This is a genomic window from Sabulicella rubraurantiaca, from assembly GCF_017355885.1.
GTDB lineage: Bacteria > Pseudomonadota > Alphaproteobacteria > Acetobacterales > Acetobacteraceae > Roseococcus > Roseococcus rubraurantiacus.
Map to the genome: position 1 here is coordinate 123,227 of NZ_JAFEUU010000008.1, position 24,588 is coordinate 147,814.

17 protein-coding genes and 4 pseudogenes are annotated in these 24,588 nt (G+C 65.7%); 8 read left to right on the forward strand and 13 right to left on the reverse strand.

What is annotated here, in order from left to right; all coding sequences use genetic code 11:
* Positions 1 to 5: 5 nt before the first annotated feature.
* From JTJ31_RS15355 to JTJ31_RS25380, 3 genes are all read right to left on the reverse strand, one after another.
* Positions 6 to 1,571 carry an ABC transporter substrate-binding protein gene (locus JTJ31_RS15355; protein WP_207539605.1) on the reverse strand — a complete coding sequence of 522 codons (1,566 nt, stop codon included), beginning with the start codon at positions 1,569 to 1,571 and terminating at the stop codon, positions 6 to 8.
* A 223-nt stretch (positions 1,572 to 1,794) separates the two neighbouring features.
* Positions 1,795 to 1,911, reverse strand: coding sequence for a DUF5710 domain-containing protein (locus tag JTJ31_RS25375; RefSeq protein WP_408015427.1), 117 nt, complete (start codon positions 1,909 to 1,911; stop codon positions 1,795 to 1,797).
* A gap of 668 nt (positions 1,912 to 2,579) precedes the next feature.
* A complete protein-coding gene (locus JTJ31_RS25380; RefSeq protein WP_408015422.1) occupies positions 2,580 to 3,098 on the reverse strand; it encodes a FitA-like ribbon-helix-helix domain-containing protein in 519 nt (172 codons plus the stop codon).
* Between the two features lie 45 nt (positions 3,099 to 3,143).
* Here JTJ31_RS25380 and JTJ31_RS15360 point away from each other — a divergent pair.
* Positions 3,144 to 4,182, forward strand: a pseudogene (locus JTJ31_RS15360) (IS630 family transposase).
* A 253-nt stretch (positions 4,183 to 4,435) separates the two neighbouring features.
* Here JTJ31_RS15360 and JTJ31_RS15365 read toward each other — a convergent pair.
* Positions 4,436 to 5,422 carry a Bug family tripartite tricarboxylate transporter substrate binding protein gene (locus tag JTJ31_RS15365; protein ID WP_207539606.1) on the reverse strand — a complete coding sequence of 329 codons (987 nt, stop codon included), beginning with the start codon at positions 5,420 to 5,422 and terminating at the stop codon, positions 4,436 to 4,438.
* A 476-nt stretch (positions 5,423 to 5,898) separates the two neighbouring features.
* The gene (locus JTJ31_RS15370) at positions 5,899 to 6,930 is read right to left on the reverse strand and encodes an IS110 family RNA-guided transposase (RefSeq protein ID WP_207539607.1); all 1,032 of its coding nucleotides are present in this window, start codon (positions 6,928 to 6,930) and stop codon (positions 5,899 to 5,901) included.
* Positions 6,931 to 7,629: 699 nt separating this feature from the next.
* On the opposite strand from JTJ31_RS15370, the pseudogene JTJ31_RS24695 reads away from it, so the two are divergent.
* The 3 genes and pseudogenes from JTJ31_RS24695 to JTJ31_RS15380 all read left to right on the forward strand — a co-directional run.
* Positions 7,630 to 7,752: pseudogene (locus JTJ31_RS24695) on the forward strand (IS5-like element ISMex42 family transposase); the annotation flags it as partial.
* Positions 7,753 to 7,851: 99 nt separating this feature from the next.
* Positions 7,852 to 9,081: an NAD(P)/FAD-dependent oxidoreductase gene (locus tag JTJ31_RS15375; protein ID WP_207539608.1), complete on the forward strand. Its 1,230-nt coding sequence runs from the start codon at positions 7,852 to 7,854 to the stop codon at positions 9,079 to 9,081.
* 20 nt (positions 9,082 to 9,101) lie between these two features.
* Positions 9,102 to 9,521 carry a GFA family protein gene (locus tag JTJ31_RS15380; RefSeq protein WP_207539609.1) on the forward strand — a complete coding sequence of 140 codons (420 nt, stop codon included), beginning with the start codon at positions 9,102 to 9,104 and terminating at the stop codon, positions 9,519 to 9,521.
* A 51-nt stretch (positions 9,522 to 9,572) separates the two neighbouring features.
* On the opposite strand, the pseudogene JTJ31_RS15385 reads toward JTJ31_RS15380, so the two are convergent.
* From JTJ31_RS15385 to JTJ31_RS15395, 3 genes and pseudogenes are all read right to left on the reverse strand, one after another.
* Positions 9,573 to 10,748: pseudogene (locus JTJ31_RS15385) on the reverse strand (IS701 family transposase); the annotation flags it as partial.
* A gap of 261 nt (positions 10,749 to 11,009) precedes the next feature.
* Positions 11,010 to 11,816, reverse strand: coding sequence for a metallophosphoesterase (locus JTJ31_RS15390; RefSeq protein ID WP_207539610.1), 807 nt, complete (start codon positions 11,814 to 11,816; stop codon positions 11,010 to 11,012).
* A gap of 114 nt (positions 11,817 to 11,930) precedes the next feature.
* Positions 11,931 to 12,242, reverse strand: coding sequence for a hypothetical protein (locus tag JTJ31_RS15395; RefSeq protein ID WP_207539611.1), 312 nt, complete (start codon positions 12,240 to 12,242; stop codon positions 11,931 to 11,933).
* A gap of 157 nt (positions 12,243 to 12,399) precedes the next feature.
* Between JTJ31_RS15395 and JTJ31_RS15400 the strand changes: the two genes are divergently transcribed.
* Entirely contained in the window at positions 12,400 to 12,747 is a 348-nt protein-coding gene (locus JTJ31_RS15400) for a hypothetical protein (protein ID WP_207539612.1), read from the forward strand.
* Positions 12,748 to 13,021: 274 nt separating this feature from the next.
* On the opposite strand, the gene JTJ31_RS25385 is transcribed toward JTJ31_RS15400, so the two are convergent.
* Together JTJ31_RS25385 and JTJ31_RS15405 are read right to left on the reverse strand one after the other, a co-directional pair.
* Positions 13,022 to 13,417: a response regulator gene (locus JTJ31_RS25385; RefSeq protein ID WP_408015423.1), complete on the reverse strand. Its 396-nt coding sequence runs from the start codon at positions 13,415 to 13,417 to the stop codon at positions 13,022 to 13,024.
* A gap of 37 nt (positions 13,418 to 13,454) precedes the next feature.
* Positions 13,455 to 14,417: pseudogene (locus tag JTJ31_RS15405) on the reverse strand (sensor histidine kinase); the annotation flags it as partial.
* 130 nt (positions 14,418 to 14,547) lie between these two features.
* On the opposite strand from JTJ31_RS15405, the gene JTJ31_RS15410 reads away from it, so the two are divergent.
* From JTJ31_RS15410 to JTJ31_RS15420, 3 genes are all read left to right on the forward strand, one after another.
* Complete coding sequence (locus tag JTJ31_RS15410) at positions 14,548 to 15,978, forward strand: sensor histidine kinase (protein WP_207539614.1); 1,431 nt, start codon at positions 14,548 to 14,550, stop codon at positions 15,976 to 15,978.
* A gap of 6 nt (positions 15,979 to 15,984) precedes the next feature.
* A complete protein-coding gene (locus JTJ31_RS15415) occupies positions 15,985 to 16,431 on the forward strand; it encodes a response regulator (protein WP_207539615.1) in 447 nt (148 codons plus the stop codon).
* 398 nt (positions 16,432 to 16,829) lie between these two features.
* Positions 16,830 to 17,600, forward strand: a complete 771-nt coding sequence (locus JTJ31_RS15420; protein ID WP_207539616.1) for an endonuclease domain-containing protein — start codon at positions 16,830 to 16,832, stop codon at positions 17,598 to 17,600.
* A gap of 30 nt (positions 17,601 to 17,630) precedes the next feature.
* Here the strand turns inward: JTJ31_RS15420 and JTJ31_RS15425 are convergent, their stop codons facing one another.
* The 3 genes from JTJ31_RS15425 to JTJ31_RS15435 all read right to left on the reverse strand — a co-directional run bounded on the left by JTJ31_RS15425 (position 17,631) and on the right by JTJ31_RS15435 (position 23,941).
* Positions 17,631 to 20,060 carry a DNA topoisomerase gene (locus JTJ31_RS15425; protein WP_207539617.1) on the reverse strand — a complete coding sequence of 810 codons (2,430 nt, stop codon included), beginning with the start codon at positions 20,058 to 20,060 and terminating at the stop codon, positions 17,631 to 17,633.
* A gap of 114 nt (positions 20,061 to 20,174) precedes the next feature.
* Positions 20,175 to 23,234 carry a hypothetical protein gene (locus JTJ31_RS15430; protein WP_207539618.1) on the reverse strand — a complete coding sequence of 1,020 codons (3,060 nt, stop codon included), beginning with the start codon at positions 23,232 to 23,234 and terminating at the stop codon, positions 20,175 to 20,177.
* Positions 23,231 to 23,941: a hypothetical protein gene (locus JTJ31_RS15435; protein ID WP_207539619.1), complete on the reverse strand. Its 711-nt coding sequence runs from the start codon at positions 23,939 to 23,941 to the stop codon at positions 23,231 to 23,233. The genes JTJ31_RS15430 and JTJ31_RS15435 overlap by 4 nt, the downstream gene beginning before the upstream one ends.
* Between the last annotated feature and the right edge of the window lie 647 nt (positions 23,942 to 24,588).

The window sequence follows — 24,588 nt, forward strand, 5'->3', positions numbered from 1 at the left end:
GCCGGCTACCGCTTCTCCACGTTCCAGAAGAGAGGAATCGCCGAGGGGATCAGGTTCCGCAACTGCACCCGATGGGCGGCGGGCTGAGCGAACTGGCCCCAGGGAACGGCTATGCCCTGGCCATAGACGACCTCTTGGATCTGCGCGGCGATGCGCTGCCTCTCGCCTTGGGTTGAAGCCGCGGCGAATGCGTCGAACAGGGGGGGCAGCGCTCGTTCGCAATGAAAGCCGCCGGTGTTCGAGTCCGTGCAGTTGGGGCCGATGATCGAGTTGGTCAGCGGGTTGTGCAGGTCGACGCCGAGCGCATGGACTCCGAAGACCGACCATCCATCACGCCGAGTGCGGCGCGCAAGCACCGAGGCCCAATCCATCACTTGCAGGTCGACGGTAAATCCTGCGCGCCGCAGGCGATCGGCAAGGATCTCGGAGGAGACTTTTGGTGCCTCCAGGTCGCTTGCGACCAGCACGACGACGGGCTCGCCGTTGTAACTGGTTTGACGCAAGGCTGCCTGCGCGGCCTCGACAGACGGTCTACGCATCGGCTCGGTGCCCACGTCGCTTTCATAGGGCGAGCCGCAAATGAAGAAGGCATTGCAGGTCTGAGAGTAGCGGCCGGAAAGGCCGAGCCCTGCCATCACTTCCGACTGGTCCACCAGCGAGAGCAGCACACGCCGGATCGCCGGATCTGCGAAAGGTCCTGAAGCCGCGTTGGTGCGGTAGTGGCCGGTGAACTGCTCGAGCCCATGGAAATTCACCAACGAGATGCGCCGATCGCGTTCCAACGCGGAGAGCATATCAAAGGGCGCATACTGAATGTAGTCGATCTCGCCCCTGCGCATGGCAGAAACTGCAGTCGTGCCATCCGGCACAACGCGGATGTCGAGCGCTTCGATCCGTACCACCTTCCCACCAGCCAAGTGATCGGCGGGCTCGTTCCGCGGCACATAGGCGGCATTCCGCCGCAGCAACATGCGATCGCCGGGGCGATGGTCCTCTCGCCGGAAGACGAAGGGGCCCGAACCGATGATCTCGGTGATCCGTTCCGTCCCCGGTGTCTGAGCAAGGCGCGCAGGCATCATGAACGGCCCGGGCGATGAGGTCGTGCCCAGGGTTTCGAGCACAAGACCAAAGGGCTGGCCCAGCGTCAGCACGAAGGTCTTTGTGTCGCGCGCCTCCAACGACGCAGTGGCCCGGCCCAGCCGTCCGCCCAGCACGCTGCGTGTGAACCAGCGCCGAAGCGAGGCCACGATGTCCGTCGCCGCCACGTCTGTCCCGTCATGCCACTTCAGGCCGTCCCGCAGCGTGAAGGTCCAAGTCAAGCCGTCATCGGAACGCGTCCAGCTGTCCACCATCTGCGGCTTGACCTCGCCCGCCGCGTTCATTGCAAATAGCGTGTCAAAGACCATGTAGCCGAAGGTGCGCGTGATGTAGGCCGGCGTGAAATGCGGGTCGAGGGTGACGATCTCGGCTTCCAATACCGCGGTCACTGTCTGGGCCTGCGGCGATGCGGGGGCGAACCCCGCGAGCAGGCCTAGTGCCAGAAGCCATCGCTTGCGCAATGTTGTCGCCATACCGGGTTTCTCCGTCAGAACCGTCGTGGGCGCAGCCTCCTACCAGCAGCGGTAGCAACAATGTGGCTGCTTGTCGTAGAGTGCTCGCGTGGTGCCGGTCTGGCCAGCCCGGTCTTTTGCCTTTTTCCCCGTCGGGACCGACCCGGAGCAACGTGACTTGGTCTCCCCCGCGGCTCGACTTTTGCCCGGTCCGCGATGCCTGACCCTGGTTTTCTTTTTAGAGTCAGCCCGCCCCGCGGAATTGTGCAAGATCAACCCCGGCCGGCGCGAACCAGCCACCAGCCGCATATTTCGCGCCCACGGCATTGGCACGGTCCTTGTTGCCGAAGGGAAATTTCAGCGGCGTGGCATCGGACGGTCGCGGCCCGCCCCTGGCCGGTGAGCGGGACGCTGCCTTGGGCGCAGGCCGAGCAGACGTCTTGCCCGCCGATCACACGCCTTTCCCTCTCGCATTCCCTTCGGCGCCAAGCTGGCTTTTCGGGGCTGCTTCGGCAATTACTTTTCGATCCAAGCCCAGAGGGCGCGCGACGAGGAGCGGGCGTCATCCGGGATGGGCTCGCCAATCTCGCCTGATCTTCTCCGCAAAGCGCAGCTGCGCATCGGACGGAGGTCGCGGCCCCTTCCCCTCCCTGGCGTTGCTTCCCGCTTCGGGGTGTGCTGATCCAGAAATGCGCGCGAGATTGCCGTCGTTCGCGTAGCCCCTTGAGAAGCAAGAGTCCCTTCGCCTTTGCCAAACGTCAGCGATACCCGTCATCGCTGGCGTGGGTGGGCTGGCCTTCTGCCCTACGGTGGGGAGCCCGGCGCCGCCTGGGCTGCACGTGAGGGGAGTGGGCGGCGTCACAGCAGACGCCGTCCGACCCGGTCAATGCTGCAGTTTGAGACCTGTTCCCCTCGTTGCAGGGAGTAGATCCTATGATGGATGCTTTAGGTGCGGCGCCACCGAAGCTGGGCGCTGGGGCCTTCTCGACTGGCGGCGGGCTTGAGCGTTGGCTTTTACGCTTTAGCCGGTCAGCAAAGCCTCACCCGTCCCTGTGGCGGGTCAGGGATCCAGCCATCTCGTCGGCTCGTCACCCTCTCCTGCTCAGGAAGCTCGCCGCGGTGCTCCCGCTGCTCCGGGATCAGACCTGTGCTCCCCGGCCCGCTCTCTGCGGTCTCCCTCTGGAAGCGCTGAGCCACGACCGCAGGCGGCTTCGACACTAGCCTCAGCGCCTGTTCCAGGATGGTGCGGTGTTCCTCCTCCGCCGACCGTCCATAGGCAGCCGCACGATCTTCAAGGCGCCTGACCATCTCCTCGCAGACGTCCCGCACCAGCAAATGAGCCATCTTGATCCCCCTGAGGCCAGATGATGCCTCAGCTTCAAGGCTGGTGGATGCCGCGTGACGTCCATCCTTCTCCCAAGTTACAAGAAAGCATGGCCGCTCCTTCCCCTGCCCCGTCTTCCCGGACGAAACCTTATACCGAGCGCCTGAAGGTCTGACTCGTGGGGCTTGAGCCGACACGGTTGGACGTGATTCATCGGCTGGCATGACATCTGGGGATCGATCATGCCGGCGCTGATGATTTGAGAAAACGTGTCATCTGGCGAGTTGCGTCGACTGGCGAAGGTGGAGCGCGATCTGCGGGTGGCGCGACGCCTGCTGGCGATTGCGGCGGCCCTTGAGGGGCTGAGCCGGGAGGCGGCGGCGCGGATCGCGGGGATGGACCGGCAGACGCTACGCGACTGGGTGATCCGCTATAACCGCGGCGGGCCAGCAGGGCTGTCGGACCATTGGGGCGATGGTCGCCCTTGCCGGCTGACGGAGGGCCAGCAGGCGACGCTGAAGGCCATCGTGCTGCAAGGGCCAGATCCCGAGGCGGACGGCGTCTCGACCTGGCGGCTGATCGACCTCTGCCGGATCGTGCAGGAGCGCTTCGGCGTGATCTACAGCGAGACCGGGATGGGCAAGCTGATGCACAGCCTCGGCTTGTCCTGGCAAACGCCATGACCGCAGCATGCCGAGACCGACCGCGCCGCCCAGGAGCGGTTTAAAAAGGGGGCTTCGCGCAAGCCCTCGCCCAGGTCGCGGCCGACCACCCCGAGGCCGAGCGGATCGAGGTCTGGTTCCAGGACGAGGCCAGGGTAGGGCAGAAGGGGCGGATGGTCCGCCGCTGGTTCGGGCGCGGCATGCGGCCGCGGATGTTCAAGGACCAGCGCCCCCGCTCGGCCTACATCCTTGGCGCGGTCTGCCCGACCCGCGACACCGGCGCGGCGATCGTGCTGACCCATGTCTCGGTCGCAGCGATGAACCTGCTGCTCGAGGATGTCGCTGCGCAGCTGCCGGCCGGCACCCATGCGGCGATGTTGATCGACAATGACGGTTGGCACATTGCCAACGACCTGCGCGTGCCGCAGAACATCAGCTTGGTCCACCTGCCACCCCCCTCGCCCGAGCTGAACGCCATGAAAAGGTCTGGCAGTACCTGCGGGACCGCTACCTATCGGGCCGGCTGTTCAGCGGCTCGCACGCCATCGTCGATGCCTGCTGCAAGGCTTGGGACAAGCTCATTGGCGAAACCGGCCGCATCCAGGCGCTGACCGATTTCGAGTGGGCTCAACAGGTCAGTCCATAGTCAGCTTGGTATTAAGGCCCGTTAGCGTCTGAACTTGCCCAGAGCGGCGAGGCAGAGCATGCCAGCCAAGGATCGGGCAGTTTTCGCGTGGAGGGACACGGCGGCACGCCATTCCTTCAACTGTGTCCACGAGTTCTTCACGAGACGGCGGCTGGGGTAAGCTTGATCGGAACAGGCGATCGACGCTGCCCAGCGCGTCGGTCGGCACCCACTCACCGCCCCGAAGCAAGCCCACCGGCACAACCGCCGAAGTTCAGAGGCCAGCGGGCCTTAGCCCTGCTGCCTGGGCGGCCTCGGCCCACTTCGTGTCCTCGGCCCGAAGCCGCACCGCGAACTCCGAGCCGGTGGACCCCACCGGCTCGGCGCCCACCTCGCGCAGCCGCCCTGCCACCGCTGGATCGCGTGTCGCCTCCATTGCCACTCGCTGAAGACGGTCCAGCACCTCCGACGGCAGGCCACTGGGTCCGGCGACGCCGTACCATGCCTCGACCTCAAAGCCGGGCACTGTCTCCGCCACCGTCGGGATGTCCGGCGCGGCTGCGATCCGCTGAGTTGAGGCGACCGCGATCGCCCGGGCACGGCCGGCACGGACAGCCGGCAGCGCCGCGGCCGCAGCGCTGAAATAGAGTTGGACCCGGCCCGCCTCCAATCCCGCGATCACGGCGCTCGGGTTCGGATTGTGGTCGGGGCGGCATTCGCTGCCGAGCGCCCGGGTCAGCAGCACGAGCGACAGGTGCAGGAATGTGCCCTCGCCCAGTGTGGCGCACACGACGGGCCGGCTCCTCAGCACCTCCCCGAGTTCGCGGAGGTCCCGCGCCGGCAGGTCTGGACTGACCAGCACGAGCACCGGCGCCGTGGCGGTCAGGCTGATCGGCGTGAAGTCGGCCTGTGGGTCGAAGGGCAGGTTTCGCGCCACGTGGCGTGCAACCGGAAAGGACGGGGCGAGGAGCCCGATCGTGGAGCCGTCCGGGGCGGCCCGGGCCACCGCCTCGGCCATCGCGTTGCCCGATCCGCCGACGCGGTTCTCGACGACGACCGGGCGTCCAAGCCGAGGCGCCATGGCTGCCGCCAACAAGCGGGCGACGACATCCGAATTGCTGCCCTGAGCAAAGCCGACAAGCAGGCGCACCGGCTCGGGCGACGGTGAGGCACTTTGAGCGGACGCCGTTTCGTTGCAGGCCAAGCCCGCGACCGTGATGGCAGCAAAGGAGACGGCGAACCGACGACCGAGATCCTTCATGGCATCCTCCTCACCGCCAGGAGCGCCGAAGGGCCGGCGGTCCGGCCCCTTCACTTCGGAGCCGGTGCAGAAGCATTGTCAATGGAAACGTGACGGCCGTATCCGAAAGCGATACGGCCGCGCCTTGACCTGCGAGCGACAGGCTTCAATTAGAGGCTTCAAGATCGCCCAGCATTTGTCGGAAAGCCCCGGCTTGCCTTCGCGGAACAAGCGCAACGCCACGACGCGCCTCAGGTTCAGGCGCTAACGGACCCTTCTGTAATCGGGTCGGTCAATGACCGGCGTGGTGGTCACGTCGCGGGTTCCTCGCTTCTGTTCGTGGTCGGCGTGGAGCCGCCACAGGCTACGGCCAGGCAGGCGGGGCAGACCAATCTAGTAAGCGGGTTCGGCGGATGCCGGCACCGGGTCCGTTGCGGTCTCGCCCTGCCGCGTCCCCACAACGGGACGTCGGACGCTTGGGTCAGAGGTGAGGGCGACTACGCCACGGCCACCTCCTTGCCCCAGCGGAACTCGGTACCGTCGCGCCACAGGCTCAGCAGCACGACGGCGAGCTTACGAGCCACCGCCACCTTGGCGCGGCGCATGCCCGAACGCCTCGCGATCGCCATGCCCCACGCCTTGAGTGACGACCAGCGGCTTGTTCGGGTCAGCAAGACGTTCGCAGCCTCGTAGAGCGCCTGGCGCGCCAGACCATCGCCCTGCTTGCTGATGTGTCCCACACGATCAGTCTCGCCGGACTGGTAGCGCCTTGGCGTAAGGCCGAAGTGGGCGCCAATAACACGCGATCGGCTGAACCGGGCGGGGTCATCCACCGCCGAGCAGAAAGTGAGCGCGGTGACCGGGCCCACGCCAGGCACGGTCATGAGCCTGCGGCAGACCGCATCGTCGCGTGTGGCGCGGACAACCAGACCGTGCAGGCGCTCCCGCTCGGACAGCAGCACCTCGCGCACCCGCAGCAGGGGCTCGATCACGGCGGCCAGGCTCTCGCGCTCCGCTGCCAGCTCGCGGACACGGCTGGGAAAGGCGCGGTCACCGACGGGGCCGACCTTCAGGCCAAAGCCGCGCAGCAGGCCACGGACGCCGTTGTCGATGTCCCTCAGCTTGCCCACGAGCAGCTTGCGCGCAGTGAGCAGCGCCCGAAGCTCCTGGGAGAGTTCGGACTTCACATGCACGGCCCGGAACCAACCGGTCCGGACCATCTGGGCGATGGCACGCGCATCGGTCCGGTCGGTCTTGGTCGGCATGGCCTTCGTCGCCGCCCGCAGCTGCCGTGTCTCGAGCAAAACCACCGGCAACCCTGCGGCCTTGAGCCCGGCATGAAGCCACTGCGACATCGGCCCCGCCTCGAGGCCAACACGGGCGAACTCCAGCCCCGTGCCCGTCAGGGCCGCCGCCAGTTCATCCGGCTCGCTTTCGGCCTTCAGTTCGCGGAGCACGGCGCCAGAGCCGTCAACGATGCAGATGCTGCTCGTCTCCAGTGAGACGTCGATCCCGGCATAGTGGGTCATCTCGGTGCCTCCCTTCGCTGCGGCCCACTTGGGGCCGCCTGGAAGAACAACCGGTCATGGCAGCTCGCGCCACCAGCCGACCCGATTACGGTATCTAGAACGGAGGGTGTCATTTTACTTGCGTGCGCATAATTTCCTTGCATAACCTTCGATTGAGGGTCGCTTGCGGAGTCAGCGGGGTCATCATGTTGAACCGCCTTCTGCTTGTTTTGCCGCTGCTGATCGCTTCGCCTGCGGCGGCGAGCCCGAGCGTCGCCTGCCCTCATGATCGTCCATGTATTTCCCGGATTTGGATCAACAGCGACGGCGAGCTGTGGGTGAACGTGATCCAGGCGGATTGGGACGTCATCCAAGTGCGGTGGTCGCGTGAAGGCCGCGAAGGCGCACAGCAGGAATATGGCCCAGGGAACGGCAGGATCCGAGTGTTGTCAGGCACACGCTCCGGTGAGATGTACACGGTGGCCGTCCAGGGTTGCTCCCGGCGTGCATTGCAGCGCTCAGTGTGTTCGGGCTGGGAGTTCGCCAGGGCCCGTCGGTAGTGCAAAGGAGGCCCTTGGGACGGTGCTGACGGAACTAGCGGCCCGGACGCCAAGGCACCAGCATGTTGTCTCCGCAACGCAATCGCCGCGCTCACCTGCCGGTACGTGGACACCACCTACACTTTCGTTAGCACCCGTGCCTCGTCACTCCAGCCGCCTCGTGCAAAACCTGTGGGCACGGGTCAAAGAGTGGCACGCCGTGGCCATCCGCTCCGAGAAGACCGCACGATCTTTCCTCGGCGTGCTCTGCCTTGCAGCCACGCTCGACTGGCTCATACGCTAACGGGCTTTAATGTAGTTGCCGTCGGTACATTTTTTGAGAAAGACTGGGCGCCACGTAAACCCTCTCCTGTGGGTTGCCTGCGACGTAGGAAGGTGCGCCTTGGCGGACGAACCGGATGTCGTGATCGTCGGCGCGGGGATAGCGGGGGGCGCCCTGGCCACGGTGCTCGCCCGCGGTGGCTTGGACGTGCTCGTGCTAGAACGAGCGCTGGTCCACCGCGATCGGGTCCGAGGCGAGTTCCTGGCGCCTTGGGGCGTGGCAGAGGCGGGCAAGCTTGGTCTGCTTGATGTGCTGGCTCGCGCTGGCACCCATTACACTGTCCGCACCGTCCCCTATCGGGATGGTCTTGACCCTGAGGCAGCGAGGGCGCGTGCCACCGACCTCAGCGTGATGCTGCCAGGCATTGCTGGCGCGGTGACCGTAGGCCACCCGCGCCTATGCGAGGCGCTCGACGCCGCGGCCTGTGAGGCCGGGGCGACGCTGTTGCGCGGCGCGTCTGAACTCTCAGTAGAGGCTGGCGAGCGTCCGCGGGTCGGCTTTACCCATGATGGCCACCGGCGTGAGGTATCGCCCCGGCTGGTAGTCGGCGCCGACGGGCGCGGGTCGGCGGTGGCGCGCTATATTGGCTTGAACGCTGAGACGGACCCGATCCACCACATCATGGCAGGGCTTCTGGTTGAGGGCGCGGAGGCGTGGCCGGAGGATGAGCAGACCTTTGGCGCCCATAGCGGAGCCACGCTCTACGTCTTCCCTCAGGGCGGCGGCCGAGTGCGGCTGTACGTCAACCACACCCTCGCCGAACGCAGGCGCTACGCCGGTCCCGACGCGGCGCGCAACTTCCTGGCTGCTTTCAACGTGCCATCGCTGCCGTTTGGCGAAGCCCTGGCGGCGGCACGCCCAATTGGGCCGTGCCATGGCTACCCGAACGCCGACAGCTGGATCGACGAGCCGGTCGCGCCGGGGGTGGTGCTGATTGGCGATGCGGCTGGGCACAACGACCCCACGATCGGTCAGGGGCTGAGCATTACACTGCGCGACGTGCGCCTTGTCTCCGAAGCCATGCTTGAGGGTAGGTTTTCGGCCAAGACCTTTAAACCTTATGTGGAAGAACGGCGCGAGCGCATGCGACGCCTACGCTTCATCGGTCGGCTTTTCTCTACGCTCCACGCCGAGTTCACGGAGGAGGCGCACCAGCGGCGCCAGCGCGCTTGGCAGCGTACTGGTGCAAATCCCGCCATCGGACTGCCCATACTCGCGATTCTGAAGGGGCCTGACGCACTTCCGTCTCACGCCTTCGAGCAGGAGGCGTGGGATCGTCTGCTCGCCTAGGAGTGTCTTGGCGATCGATAGTGGAGGGCAAGCCTATGCCGACCCGCACCGCCACCTGCGCCTGCGGCCAACTCCGGGTGATCTGCGAGGGCGAGCCGCCGCGCGTGGTGCTCTGTGACTGCACGCAGTGCCAGAAGCGCACCGGCAGCGTCTACGGCGTGTCGGCCTACTTCGAGCGGGGGCAGGTGAGGACCGAAGGAGCCTATAAGCGGTTCCGGCGCTCCTCGGACGCCGGGCGGTACATGGAGACCGCCTTCTGCCAGGAGTGCGGCTCAACGGTGTTCTGGGAGTTGGAGATGGCCCCCGGCAGGATCGGAGTGGCGGCCGGGGCCTTCGCCGATCCGGACTTCCCGGCGCCCCACGTCGCGGTCTGGACCGAGAACAAGTACCGTTGGGTCCCGCTGCCCGACGGCGTCCCCACCCGTCCGAAGCAGACCTGAGGGACAGTGCCAAGAGCTAACAGGCCCTAGCACTACCTGGGCACTTTGAATTCAAGGGGTGTTGGGAAGCTGCGCTTGCAATGCGGACATCGAATAGGCGCGACGAGGTGGGCGAACAGCTGACAAAGGCTCGCGCGTCGCACGGCCGGCAGGCTGGGTGACGGCGGCGGGCCCAGACGACGAGGCGACATTTTTCCCCCGCTTCAGCCGGCGGTTCTGAGCCAGGAGCAGGTGCTGCAGAAAGGCGAAGGCCATGCAGCTCATCAGCGCGTGTCGGTGCAGCCCCGTCCAGGAACGCCCCTCGAAGTGGCCCAGCCCCAGCTCCCCCTTGAGCTGCTGGTGCGCCTGCTCGCACACCCAGCGCGCCTTGATGGTCGAGGCCAGCGCGCGCAGTGACGTGTCAGGTCCGAGATTGCTGAGGTGATACTTGCGCTCGCCTGAGGAGCGCCACTCGCCCACCAGCCAGACCTCCTCGCCCGGCAGGTGGCGGTTGTTGCCCCAGACCGCGCCATCGCCGACCCGGACACGCAGGGCCGCAAACCGAGCCGTCAGCGCGCCCTTTGTCCCCTGTCGCCAGGTGATCCGACGCCAGGACAGCCCGGCCAGGACCTTCTCCGCCTCTCGCGGCTCCTCATCGGGCACCGGACGTCGCTTGCGGCCCCGCCACTGCGGCGGCACCGCGACCTGCACGGCGGCGCCGTAGACCTTCTGCACCCGCAGGATGCCCACGGCCCAGAGCAGGCCGCGCTCCGACAGCGCCTGGCGGAACGCCGCGCTCGCGCCATAGCCCGCATCGGCCAGCACGGCGCCAAAGCGCACCCCCGCGGCCAGGAGCCGGTCCAGCTCGGCCAGGGCGATCTCGCCCTTGCTGCGTGGCTGCATCTCCGTATCCGGCACGCCGGCCTGAGCGCAGCGGGCGGGATCGCCGGTCCATTCCTCCGGCAGGAACAGGCGCAAGGCCACCGGCACGGGCACCTCGCCCTGGGCCAGGGTGAGCGAGACCAGGGACTGGCAGTTGGCCTTCTTGCCCAGCTGCCCACAATACTGCCGGGCCACGCCCACCGACAGCGTGCCCTTCTTGGGCAGCGCGGTGTCGTCGATCACGAGAAAGGCGCCTGGCCCGCCCACCAGCCGATCGGCCTCGCGTGCCAGCACCGTCCAGAGCGGGGCGTCGTCCCAAGCTGTGCTGGCGATGAAGTGCTGCAGCTGGTCATGGCCGCCTCCAGCCGAGGTCACACGCTGGAACTCGGATCGGCGCGCCAAGACTACAAGTGCCCAGGTAGTGCTAGATCGCCCTCCGTCCTTATCCGGAGACTGGCTGCGGCAATGTGCCCCGCTGCTGGCGAACGCCCGGCGCGACGCCCTCGCCCTCGCCCTCGCCAACGAAGACCTTGGCACGATGCTTGGTCGATACGATGCTGGGCTTTCTCCTTCAGCCGCCACCGGCTGCTCGAAGGCGACCGTAAGTAGGCGCGCTGGCGACGTGGCTTAGATCTCCACCACGAGATCTGGCCGGAAGGCAGGATTGGGGTCGAGCACCACATAGCCGCGCGGATTTGCGACGAGGCGCGTGCGGCCGATCCGGAAATCCTGGCTTTGATGGATGTGGCCGAAGACCCAGAGATCGGGCTGCAGCTCCTCGATGAAGCTGTCCAAGCGCGAGGCGTAAGCCACGATGAACGGGTCCGCGAGCCGATGCGGCGGCACGGCGCGCAGCGACGGCGCGTGGTGCGTCATGACCACCGTCTTGCCCGCGAAGGGCTCGGAGAGGCGCTCCCGAAGCCAGCGCACCGACTGATCGTGTAGCTGCGCCGCATCCCTGGGCCGGAAGCGCCGGTAGGCATCACCCGCGACCCGGATCGCGTGGAAGTCGTTGATCCGGGCGCGGCGCCGGTCTCCGACGCAGATGTTGGCCAGCCGTCGCACCTCATCCAAGGCGGCCATCGGGTCCTCGTCGCCGGTGAGCGACAGGCGGAAGTCGGCCCACAGCGTGCAGCCAAGCACGCGCAGTTGGTCGCCCAGCCGGAACTCGTCGCGCTCCAGCACCATCATGCGCTTGGCCGGAGACAGCGCCTGCAGCTTCGGCACCATGGTGTCGATCTTGCCGCAATAGAACTCGTGGTTGCCGCACACCGCGACGACCGGACGGCCGAAGGCGGCCTCGGCATTGTCCCAGGGGCACAGACGCCCCTTGGTGAAGGTGTCGCCCGCGAGCAGCGTCACATCGGCCTTCACGGCCGGGGGCTCGAAGCCTCCGAACTCGCAATGAAGGTCGGACAGGACATGCAGACGCATGACGGAACGGGTTCCTTGCTGGGCGGGGCGATGCTTGCTAAAACCGAAGAATCATAAGAAAAATCAAAGACTTAATTTCCATAAACCTGGATGCGGCTCAAGCTGGGCTGCTGGTCAGGCCCCATTTTGGACGATGCGGCCGCGTTGAAGATCGATCGCGAAGCGCGTCTCGGCTTTCGGCTCGACCGTTGGGATGTGGCTGCCGCGGCGCAGCGCGTCTTGGTCGGGTGCCAGAGTGATGACGGTGATCGTGTCCACGAAGGTGTCCTCCACGCGCAGGTCGAGCAGGCGCAGCCGGCCGTGCATCGTGGCGATGAAGCCCATGTCGTCGAGACGCTCGGTGAGATCCTGTGCGGCCTTCACCGGATCGAGCGGCAGGCGCTTATTTTTCAAGAAAGCGTCAACGACCCACGGCGGAATGCACATCTCGGACCTCACGAAAGGGTGAGAGAACAAAACGGGCACAACGGGAAGGTTTCCGCAAGCCGTTTCGTGACGGCGCGCGACCATGCGCGGGAGGCGCTTGAAACCGTGGGGAGTTCTGTGTTCTTAATTTGTTCAATCCCGGCATCTTGGACACCGCATGACCACCCTCACCCGCCACCGCTCGGTCGATGACCCTCGCTCCTCGGGCTACATCCGCCACTCGCGTATACGGCAGGCCGAGGAAGTGCTGGCTCTGATCGCGGAACGGGAAGCCGAGCTGGCGGGGCTGCGGCGGGATCTCTTTGGCCTGGACAGCGAAGACAAGGCGCTGAGCCTGCTGCTCATGCGCGTGGTGGAGGTCTTTGGCGAGCACGCGCCACGATGGTGGCTGACCCCAATCCATGACGCCGGCGGGCGCACCCCTCGCACCATGGCCCTAGGTGGCGAGGCCGAGCTGGTATGGCGTCTGATCGGCTGCGAAGGACGCGAAGGCCGCGACACTTGAATGGCGGCGGTCCCTCGCCCCGTACCGAAGGGGCAACGGGTCCCTTCCCCATTCAATGATGGTCTGGCCGCGCCCCAGGTCCCTGGTGGGGCCTGGTTCGGCAGGCCCGTGCCGGGGGGCAGAACCCGACTCCACACTTCGGAGGCGAGTCGCGGTCTCACGACTGGGGGCGGCCTTTCCGAAGGTCCGGCGCCACTTATGCACAACTCTTGCCGATATCCCGTGGACTCTGGTTCCGCACTTCCAGCCGAGCGGTTTTTCCGGGGGTTGGCCGTCAGGCCCGGTGTGTCCTGATACTTGAGATCGCGTTGATCAGGCGGCGTGGCTCAATCGGCTTCTGAAGAAACTCGATCGGCGCGACGGCCTCGGCACGGCGGCGCGTTGTCGGGTCGCCTGATCCCGAGGAAAAGATGACGGGCAGAGGGATGCTCCGTCGGGCGATCTCCCCGGCCAATTCAATCCCGTCCATGCCGCCGGGTAGCTTGATGTCCAGCAATGCCACGTCGGGAGCAGTGTCGCTCTCCAGTATTTTGAGAGCCTCGGCCGCGTTGGTCGCCGGGCCAAGCACTTGGTACCCGGCTTCCTCCAACAGCAGCACGATGTAATCGGCGATCAGGAACTCGTCCTCGACAACAAGCACGCGCAACGGCATTTCTTGGACGTCTTTCATGTCGGCACTTTGACCTGGCACCGTGTCCCCCCTGCTCGCCCGGTTCGCAGTCGACCGAGGCTCTGATCTGCCGCGCCAGGCGCCGGACCAGCTTGGTTCCGAGCCCCAGCGACGCTTTGTCGTGCGCGGTCGATGTTGATGCCACACCGGGTCCCACGCCGTCATCGGCGATCTCAAGCAGGACGCCGCCTTCGTCTCGGATGCGCAGAGTGGCTTCGAGGCGCCCTTCCGCTCGGCCGACAAAGGCATGGCGGAGCGCATTCGTGATCAGCTCGTTGGCGATCAAGGCGAGGGGCACGGCTGTGTCAACGCGCAGTTCGATCTGGTCCATCTGCGCAGAAACCGCGATCGGGCGTGAATCAAGGGCCACGAGGTCATCAATGAGCTTGGAAAGATAGGTCTTGAAGTCGATCTTGCGCCAATCCCTTGCCCGGTAAAGCTGCTCCTGCAGCATGGCAAGCGACTGGACTCGTCCCGATAGGTCCTCGATTTTGGCGCGGGCGTCATCGTCTGCGATGGCGCGGGCCGTGAAGGTCATCAGGCTGATAACCAGCTGCAAGTTGTTGTGGAGGCGATGGTAGAGTTCCTGAGCCAGCAGGTCCCGGTTCTCCACATGCTCGCGCCGCTCGGCCATGCGCTGCGTCGCGGCACGGCAAGCAGCGGCCAGCCGCCTGAGCTGGCGCTCGGACTTGACGACATAGTCGTCGAAGCCGGCCTTGAGCGCGCGGACAGCCAGATCTTCATTCCCGGTTCCAGTGAACATCACCGCAGGGCAGTCTGGGTGGGTGGCACGGGTGGTGGTGAGGATCTCGAAGCCATCGGCCCAGCCCAGGCTGTAATCCGAGACCAGGAGGCCAGGCGGCGCCGCAGAAAGCGCCTGATTCAAAGTGGCCCGGTCAGGGATTTCTGTGATGTCTGCCTCGGTGCCGAATTCCTGGCGCAGGACGCGAGCCGCCAATCCGCGGATATCCGGGTCGTCGTCGGCAAGGAGGATCCGCATCCTGGTCAACTCGCTGAGGCAAAGAAGGATTAGAGAAGGGCCGGACCCAAGAAGCCAGCGGGACGTGCGGCTTGCTACCTTCGAAGACTAGAGCACACAACCTGTCAGGATGGTGGAGTAGTTGAGTCTGGTGACCATCCCAAAAGAGCACCCTGGCCCCTCCCCTTCCAGCCTCGGCGGCGGGCACCGACTGCGGCTCACCGGTGGCGCGGTGGCCGCCCTATCGTCCGTTCTCCTGATTGTCACGGCGTTGCTGCTGAACCTCAACCTACTGCGGCTGCGAGAAGCACGCGGCTTGGTGCGGCTCACCAACGAGATCATGCGGACCTCGGCTGAGGTCAGGACCCAGGTCATCAAGGCCGAAACCGGCCAGCGCGGATTCCTGCTGACGGCGGAGGGACGCTATCTCGCTCCCTACGAGGAAGCAGCGGCCCGCATCGGTTCTGACCACGCCCGGTTGGTCGCGCTGGTCCTGGATCCTGAGCAGAAGCGGCGTGCCGTCGCGCTCGGAGCGCTCCTGGACGCCAAGCTGAATGAGCTTCGGCAAACACTTGCTCTCTACCGGTTGGACCGTGACGGCGCTTTGGCCCTGGTGCGCACCGACGAGGGACAGCGCCTGTCCGAGGAGATCCGGGCCCTTCTGGACGAGTTCGACAATGCCGAGCGGCAGTTGCTCGAGGAGCGCACGGATGTGCAGGACGACCGGGCCGAAGCGCTGACGATCCTCGCCGGCACGACAGGGATGCTGTCGTTGATGAGTGCCCTTCTTGGAGTTGGGCTGATCCGAAAGCAGCGCCAGGAGGAGCAACTCCGCGAGGTCAATGCTGGGCTGGAGCGGCGTGTCACCGAACGTACGGCAAGCCTGGCCGAAGCCAACCAGGAGCTCGATGCCTTCGCGCACACCGTCTCGCACGATCTCCGCGCCCCCTTGCGGGCCATGCGCGGCTATGCCGCGGCGCTGGAAGAAGATTTCGGGGAGGCGATCGGGAAGGAAGGGCGCCAATACGTGGGGCGGATCCGCGCTGCTGCCGAGCGGATGGATTCGTTGGTGGAGGACATCCTGACCTATAGCCGTCTCGCGCGAGAAGACATCCGGACCGGGCGCGTCGAACTCGAAGGGGCGGTGGACGCGGTCCTTGAGGCCATGGCGCCTGCCGTCGCTGAGACGGGCGCTTTGGTCGAGGTGCGGCGTCCAATGCCGGCTGTCCGGGCTCAGGGTGCGATGGTGCGCCAGGCACTGCAGAACCTGATCGGCAACGCGCTCAAGTTTACCCCGCCTGGAAAGGCGCCGGTTGTTCGGGTCCGCGCCGAAACGCGGGGCGAAGGGAGTCCGGTGCGTCTGTGGGTCGAGGACGAGGGGATCGGCGTCGCTGCGACGCATCAGGAGCGGATCTTTGCGCCCTTTGAGCGGCTGCACGGCCGCGAATCCTATCCGGGCACCGGGATCGGACTTGCGATCGTCAGCCGGGTCACCGAACGACTTGGCGGCGCCTGCGGCGTTTTCTCCCGACCGGATGGCGGGAGCCGCTTCTGGATGGATCTGCCTGCTTGGAAGGATTGATGGATCATGGAGAAAGCCGCCGCTTCCCGCGACGACCGCCTCGTGCTCCTCGTGGAGGACGATCCTGACGACGTGATCCTGATGCGTCGGGCCCTGCGGAGGCTGCCTGCCCCGTTGCAGGTCGAGCATTTGGAGGATGGGGAGCGCGCCATCGCCCGGCTGGCCGATGAGCAGAAACCCGTGCCGGCCGTCGTGCTGCTGGATTTGAAGCTGCCGCGCCTGTCGGGCTTCGAGGTGCTGCGCTGGATGCGCGACCAGCCTCGGGCCAAGCGGGTGCCCGTGGTCGTGCTGACCTCTTCAGCCCTGAAGGACGACGTGGGCCGGGCCTACGATCTCGGGGCGAACTCATACCTGGTGAAGCCGGGCGCTCCCGAGGCCCTGGCCGCCATGATGGCGGATGTCGACCGGTATTGGCTGACGCTCAACGAGCGACCGCCTTTTGTGGCCAAGTGAGGCTTCCTCGGCCATTTTCGTTTTCAAACCTGCGACATCGGCCCTGCAATTCTCCGATACCGCGGAAGTTCTGACGGTGAACTTTGGGCGGGCGGTCGAACTGACGGCCTTGCGCAACGATCGTTTTTGGTTTCGGCAGCGAGGACAAGGCACTGCGGTCCCTGCTCGTGCGGATCGTCGAGGTGTTCGGCGAGCATGCGCCGAAATGGTGGCTCACCCCGATCCATGACGCCGGTGGCCGCGCGCCATGGCGCTGGGTGGTGAGATCGAACGGGTCTGGGGGTTGATCGGCCGCGGCGGACGGTGAAAGCCAGTCGGGGGTCGCTGCGATGGAGGCCCGCTCTTTGTGGTCGGATCCGCGTTAGGCTTCTGGCGTTCCGTGTGCTTTGTGAGGGCCGATGCCGTCAGACTCCTTCGTGCCCATCAATCACAGCCGCTCTTGGCGGCCGGGCACCGTCCACGAGGGGGTCATCGAGATCGCCGCACGCATGGCCAAAAGCGACTTTAAAATCCCGGGCATGGCGTTCTACGCGACCTTGGCGAATGAGGCAGAGGAAGCCGCCATCGAATTCGCCTCTGAGGCGATGGAGATGTTGAAGGGCGCGGAGCCAGATCACACTAACGCTCTCTCGAATCTCCGGCGCGCCCACCATCTTCATTATGCCTTCCCGGATGAACTCTGGATGGCGGCTGAGCAGTGCGAGAGCCCCATTGAGAACATCTTGGCGGCGTATCTCATCCTCGAAGGCACGGACGGCTACAACGACCTCGATTACAACCCATTCTGGGGGGCGCCCTCCTTCCCTGACCCAGCCTGGGGAACGATCTGGACCATTCAGCACCAGTTCCGCCGCATGCGTCCGGACTTCTTGTTCAAGGTCTGCCTGGAGGGCGAGAACCGCTTTCTCGCAGTCGAGTGTGATGGTCACGATGTCCATGACGGCACGAAGGAACAAGCCCGCCGAGACCGGAGCCGTGACTGGACCCTTCTCACCAGCGGCATCCCTGTGATCCGCTTCACGGAATTCGAGATCGTTCGCGACCCTCAAGCTTGCGTCAAAGACATCATCTCGGTGCTCTCCGGGCTCTGCGAGGATTTGCTTGTGAAGGCTGGAAGGGTCGCTCCTCGAAGATCTGGTCTGCGCCGGGGTACGGAAGGCCTCAGCTGACCGAAGCTGGACTGCGGGCGGAGAGCATTCTCAGAGCCACCCCGCCTCACGGAAGGCTGCAAGATCGGTCCCAGCGGGCGCGAACCAGCCTTCAGCCGTGTACTTCGCTCCCATGGCAATGGCTCGCTCCTTGTTGCCGAAGGGAATTTTGAGCGGCGTGGCGCCGGCCGGTGGCGGTGCGCCTTTCGCCGGAGTTCGAGACACTGCCTCGGGCGCAGGGCGAGCAGGTGCCATGCCGGCCGATCGCGCCGCCTTCCCCCTGCCCTTCGCTTCGCCCTTCGGCGCCGAGATGGCCTTGCCGCCTCTCTTTGGCATGTGCTTGTCGATCCAGGCAGAGAGCGCCTTCGAGGAAGCCCGAGCATCGTCCGGAATGGGCTTGCCGATCTCGCCGCTGATCTTTTCGGCAAAGCGCAGCTGCGCTTCGGACGGTGGGCGAGGCCCCTCCCCCTCCCCTGGCGCGGTGTCCCGCTTCGGCGCGTGCTGATCCAGGAAGGCGCGGACGAGATCGCCGTCCTTGCTGTAGCCCTTGGGCAGGGAGAGGCCCTTCTGCTGTGCTAGGCGCTCGGCAAAGCCCTTCATCGCTGGCGTGGGCGGCCGGGTCGTATCCCCCAGGGCGCCGGGCACCGCGCCGCCCTGGGCCGCATAGGCCTTCAGCCGATCAATCGCCTGCTGCGCGTCATCGCAGATCGACATGATCGCCCGGCCGAACTTCTCCCGGCCCGTGAGCACGTCATCCAGGCGCATCTCCCAGGTCGCCGTCACGCCGGGGTCCACCAGCATCGGCTCCGCCTGAAGGAGCAGGCTGTAGAGCGCCAGGCCACGACCGGTGGGAACGACGTTCTTGCCCTTGGCCTCCAGGAACTGCTGCGCCTTGAGCCCCTTGATTACCTCGGCCCGGGTCGCGGGCGTGCCGATCCCCTTGGCCTCCTTCAGCCGCTCCCGCAGCGCCTCGTCCTCCACGAACTTCCACGCGTTCTGCATCGCCTCGATCAGCGTGCCTTCGGTGTAGCGCGGCGGGGGCTTGGTCTGCTTTTCGAGCAGCTTCGCATCCGAGAGGGTGGCCAGCTCGCCGTCGCGAAGGGGTGGAAGGGTCTGATCGGCGTCAGCATCGTCCTTCTCCCCCGCTTCCGTCTTCGCCACCTTCTCGTCCTCAGACGTGTCGTAAACCGCCTTCCAGCCTGGCGAGGTGGGGATGCCGCCCGAGGCGCGGAACTCGTGACCGTTCACATCCAGGGTCACCGTCGTCTGGCGATACAGGAAGTCGGGCATCAGTGCGGCGAGGTAGCTCCGCGCGACGATGTCGAACATTTTGGCCTCATCGGCCGAGAGCCGCGGCAGGATCTTGGGCAGGTCGCCGACGGTGTTCGCGTTCGGGATGATCGCGTGGTGCGACGCCCCTTCCAGGCCCTTGTCCCAGAAATGGCCGCTCTTGCCCTTTCGGACCGCGGGCGGGTTCGGGATCGCGATCCCGGCGAGCGGTGCGCCCGACGCGGTGAGCCCGGCCACCAAGCGCGGCACATCGGCGATGAGGCTTTCGGCCAAGTAGCGGGTCTCGGCGCGCGGGTAGGTGATGATCTTGTGGGTGTCGTAGAGTGCCTGGGCCACATCCAGGGTCCGCTCGGCGGTCCATCCGAAACGGCTGGAACACAGCTTTTGCAGGCTGGGGAGGTCATGCAGCCGGGGTGGGCTCTGGCGCTTGTCCTCGACCTTGACCTTGAGCGGGCCTCGGAAGCCCTCGGCCTTTCGGACGATGGCTTCGGCCTCATCCTTCTTTTCCAGTCTCTGCTTGGGTGCGTGGCGCATGCGGAATGAGCCAGCGGCCACGCCAGCGTTCGCGACGATCTCGAAATACGTGACCGGCTTGAAGTTCCGGATCTCCAACTCGCGCCGGCACACGAGCGACATGGTGGGCGTCTTCACCCGGCCGATGCCGATGGGGGACCCCGGCCGCGAGAGCAGCACCGACGCGGTGCGGGTCAACGAAAGGTTGAAGATCTGGTCGGCTTGCGCGCGAGCCAGCGCGGCATTGTAGAGGTTACCGTATTCGGTGTTGGGCTTGGCCCCGGCGAAAGCATCGCGGATCGTCTTGGGGTCCTGGGCGGTGAACATCACCCGCATCACCTGCCCCCCATATCCGGCCCACTCGAGGATTTCCTGCCCGATCAGCTGCCCTTCCCGGTCACAGTCGGTGGCGATCCAGACGCGGGTTGCCTTCTTCAGGGCGGACTGGATGGCCTGGAGCTTCTGCCCCTTGTTGCCACCCTTTGCCGGCTTGAACCCATAGCGCCGCTCGGGCTTGAGCAGCACCGGGCTCCACTTTGCCCAGTCCGGATTGACGTCCTGGGGCTCCTCAAGGGTGAGGAGATGGCCCTCGGCCGGGAAGATCTGGCCGTACTTGCTGCCGACGGCCGCCTGAACGTCCTTCGCCTGGCTGGTCTTCTCGGTGATGACGATGTCCATGGGCTCGGTGCGGAGGTGAGTGCGGCTGCATTCTAAATAAGCCCGACCCCGCCTCGCAGCAGGGTCGGGCCGAGGAAAGAAAGCGGCCGCCTCAGAACACGGCAAGCCATCTCGTCACCGCGCCGACCCAGACATTGTGTGGCGCTGCGTCGAGTTGTTCTGGACCGTCTTTTCTTCGGGCGCCTTGGCTGTCTGAATGGCTCGGCTCGCCTCGGAGGGCGGTTCTTGGCGCCACGAAGTGGTGCCGTCTTCGGCCAGCACCTGCCAGTGTATCCGGCCGTCTTCGCCCTGCACGCGCATCGTCCCGATATCCAATTGGATTTCCACCCCGGCCTCGCTCTGTCGAACCATCTCGGGATCATCCTGGTCGAACTGCGTCTCCATGAGAGCAGGCAGCGGCCGGTGCTGATGCTTGAGTCGCTCAAGCTCCTCATCGGTGCGGTGGAAAGGCTTGTTGCCGTTCCGGCGCTCCAGCCTCGAAGGATTGAGGTTGATATCCAGAAAGAAAGGAATGCTTGCGACGTCAAGCGGTTCCGAGAAGTACGACGGTGTGCGGGTTCGCTCAAGCACCGTGGAGACGGCGGCCAGCCATGAGGGCATGTCGATGTCCTGGGCCAGCTCGCGACCGCGAACGCAGATCGCGGAGAGGTTGCCGAACTGCTCGTCTGTGAGCCCTTCCGACGAGACGCTCGCGCGCCGTGCCTCCACAACCGCGTCCACCAGCTGCTCGCTGGCACGGAGAACATGCTCAAAGCTTTCGGTGATCGGCTTCGGGTCAAAACCCTTTTGATCAAGAGATTGGACGAATTTCTTGGTGATCTCCTCCTCTGAGAGCCCCTTTTCCTTCCAGCGTGTCTCGTGCTCACGCAGGGTTCGGCCCTGCACATGGAGGGCCGACAACTGGGTGACCGAAGCTTCGAGTTCTCGGAGCGCAGGCGCGCACTTCTCCGCGATTAGGCGGTTCACTTCCATGATCGCCTTCTCATGCTTCGTGCGCTGCGATGCGTAATCGTCGGCGGGCTTCTGATGCGAGGCGGCCGCAGCATCCTTGGACGTCAACACCATGACCGGCGCAGCCTCGGTCTTGGGCGCCTCAATCGAGATCGCAGCAGGCGAAAAAGGTGCGATGGGAGGCCCGACTGGCGCAGTAGCAGAGGGAACCAATTCCGGCCGCGCCGCATCGGACAGCTCTGTCAGCACCGGGGTCATGGGCGGAGTTGCAGGCTGGGGCCGGCCGGCAGGGGCAGCCACGGGGAGGGGCGACTGCAGGATCGGACGAGCGTCAGCAACGGGCGTGAGAGTGGACGGCACCACAGCCTTGATCGCGGGGTTTGCGGCGGCTCGCGATGCAGCCTTGGCTTGGAGCCGGGATTCCCTCGCTTTGAGGTCAGCATTCCGCTTGAGTATCCGCGCCGTAAACGGGTCGGTCTCTCGCACTTGCCGAGCCGCCCCAGTCGCATCGGCCCGGGGACTGGACAGCGCAGCCATGGGCGGCCGCTCGCCCAGGGGAGCACCATCGCCGCGCCCCACGATTGAGATCTCTCCGAGCGGAGACTTGGCGGGGTCGTGGCGCACCTCCAGAGGGCGCAGAACGATGATGTCCTCATCGCGGGTCTGCGGCTTCACGGGCTCGACCTCGATGGGCTGCTCGGCAACGGCCGGAGCGGCCTTTGCCTTCACGTAAGGCATGAGCACAAAGCCAGGCGTTCGGGTTTCGTAGCCGCCCTCGACCGTGAGCCCCCGCTTGAGGGCCGCGCGGGTCAGTTCGAGATGGTCCTCACGACGGCCGCCTCGAATGTCGATCTTCAGGACCTTCGAAGTCATCCGCGTCCGAAAGGCCTCTACTGCGCGATCGCAATCCACCGGCCCCTCCCCTCGGACCAAGAGCCCCTCCGGGAGATGCGAGCCGAAATGCACGTTGCCCTTGCGAAGCTCTCCATCGCCCGAGGGCGGCTTAATGTTGGGGCTCGTGAGCAGGGGAAGCGAGCGTCGGTCGAGTGCCTCGATTGCCGCTTCGGCTGCCTGCTCGGTCGCCAGATCCTTCTTCTTCCGAGCCAGGCCGCGTTGCCGGCCGAGGATGCCGCGCTCCTTCGTATAGGCCTTTCGCGCCGCTGGGATGGCTTTCCGCCGTGCCTCGGCGAGGGACGGGAGCCGCATCTTCTTCATCGCTGTCAGCAGCGCGGGAGTATCCACCGGGTTCTTTGCATCCAACCCTGCCTCCTGGACGCGCTGCATATACGCGGTCAGGGAGTGGCACTTCCCTTCGCCATCCAGGCCCAGGACGTTCCCTCGTTCGTCCATTGCCAGTTGGAGCCCGTAGGCGGCGCAGCGCCCCTTGAAAAACAGGGGAATGAACTCCGCACCGCTCGACGCCTCGCTCCAGGCCCGGTGAAACGCCGCAGCGATCTTCTCGACGTTGATCCCTTCCGCCTCGGCTTTGCGGGCAGGATCGTCCCGAAGCTGCCGAGGCGAGCAGTGTTTGGTCCAAGCCGCCATGAGGGTGTCGGGATCGTCCGACGGGTCTTGACCGGCATCGCGCAGCTGCCGCGCGGCTTCCTCGCGGATGCCTGCCGCGGTGGCGGCCGGGTCATAGGAGAGGGGCCGATCAAATTCGGTGCGGCCCTCAGCCAGCTCCCGCAATTCCCGCTCGTTCGCCTGGGCGTGATTTCCGAGCACATGCCGGTGCCCCAGGTAGTTCTCGATACACCGGGCCGCCAACTCGCCGCGCTGGCTGAACTTGTGCAGGCTGCGCCGGAGCCCGATGACCGGCTCATACCCCGGGACTTCGAGGTGCATGTGTTGAGGAAGGGCCGCGAGGCCTGTCTTCTGGCTGACGGGGCGATCCTTGTCGTGCAGCACGGCCTTGCGGGGAGAATCTTCCCAGCCGAGCACCTCCAAGGTGATGTCGATCACCTCGATCCAGTCACGAGCGCTGAGCGTCTTGCCTTCGCCTGGCGAAATCACGATCGAGAGCGCTCCCAAGCCTGTGCGTGCCCCCAATGCCTCGCCCTCGGCCAGGACGCGAACCGCGAATTCTCCAGCGGTGGGAGCCATGACCATCAACCCGTCCGGGTCCTCAAGCTGGTGGAACCCCTCCGACTTGGACTCGTGATCCAGGTACTCGGCGTGCTCGGCCAAGCAATCCTTCGCGACCTTGGTCTTGTCGATGATCATAACGCGCCCTCCCCGACCCCGAGGATCTCGTCTGCCGCCGCGCGCAGCACATTCTCCGCCAATGCCAGTGTCGTCTCGACGCGTTCGCGGGTCTGCCCGGGGTTTCGGAGCTGCTTCATCTCGCGGAAGCAAAGCTGCATGAGCGAGAGGTGGGCCGAAACCGCCCCCCGCAGGCCAATCGCATGCGATCCGGCATCTCCCTCGCGACGAACCCGATCCAGCGCTGCCCAGGCCCGATGGATCACATCGACGCTCACGCAGGAAATCGTCTTGGCCCTGGACCAGGGAGCCGCGATGTGGATCACGCCCTCGGTCGCGTGCAGGAACATGACGACATCACTCGGCTTGCAGAGCTGGTCCAGCATCGCGCCGCTGAGGGGGGCCGGCGGACCCTCGCTGGGTGGAAGCTCGGTCGGAGGAGGGGGAGAAGGCGAGCCGATCGTGGCCTGACCCACCTCCACCGCATTCGCCATGAACTCGAGATACTTGCGAACGATGTCGGCAAGATCGACCCCGTCCGCCGTCGCCTGGACCTGCAGACGCTGCTTCAATCCTTCCTCGACCCTGACGTCGATCTTGGCCTTCTTAGATCGGCTGCCTGACATGATTCTCACCTCAACCTCGAAGCTTCGATCGGGGGCAAAGACGGGTGCCGCGGAAGGGCCGAGTGCATCGGGAAGAGGGGGAAGCCAGACGCTGGACTGCAAAGTGTCCGACGTTTCTGACGTGCTTGCCCCCTGTTCCTTCTCTCCAGCCAGCCCACCTCTCGGAAGTAGTGCGCGCCCTCACCGAAGAGAAATTTCGGGGTGAGAAACTTGGCGCCAGGCACCACCGACCAGGAGCAGCGGGAACCAAAACTGGGGTCTCGACCGGTCCGAAAGGACAGCTCGAAAGGATGCAGAGAGGGGGTCGGAGAGGGTCAGCGGGAGGGGTCGGAGGAGGTCCTCAGGAGGGGGAGGAAGGGGTCGTTTGGGATCTGGGAAGACGGCAGCGAGGGGGGTCGAAATTGCGTCTTGGACCTCCCCGCCACGCCCCAGCTGGGGGTGAAAAGAAGGCTCGTGAAGGTCGCGAGCACCCCCGCCGCCCTCCCTTCAAAAAAGCATCTTGGCCTGCCGACAGGCAGGTGCAGCGCCCCAGAACGGGGCAAAATCGGCCGTTTGGACGATGCTGCGCTCGGGCCAACCCCACGCCCGCCACAGGCGCCAAAACCCGCAGGAAACCGCCGTTTTGGGCTCAGGAGCACCCCGCAAGGGCCATTCTTGGTGTGACTGTTGGGCTGTCTCTGCTGGCGTGTCTGGAGGACTGGGCACCGGGAAGCGGTCATGCCCTCACGCCACACGAATCGGCCTTATCA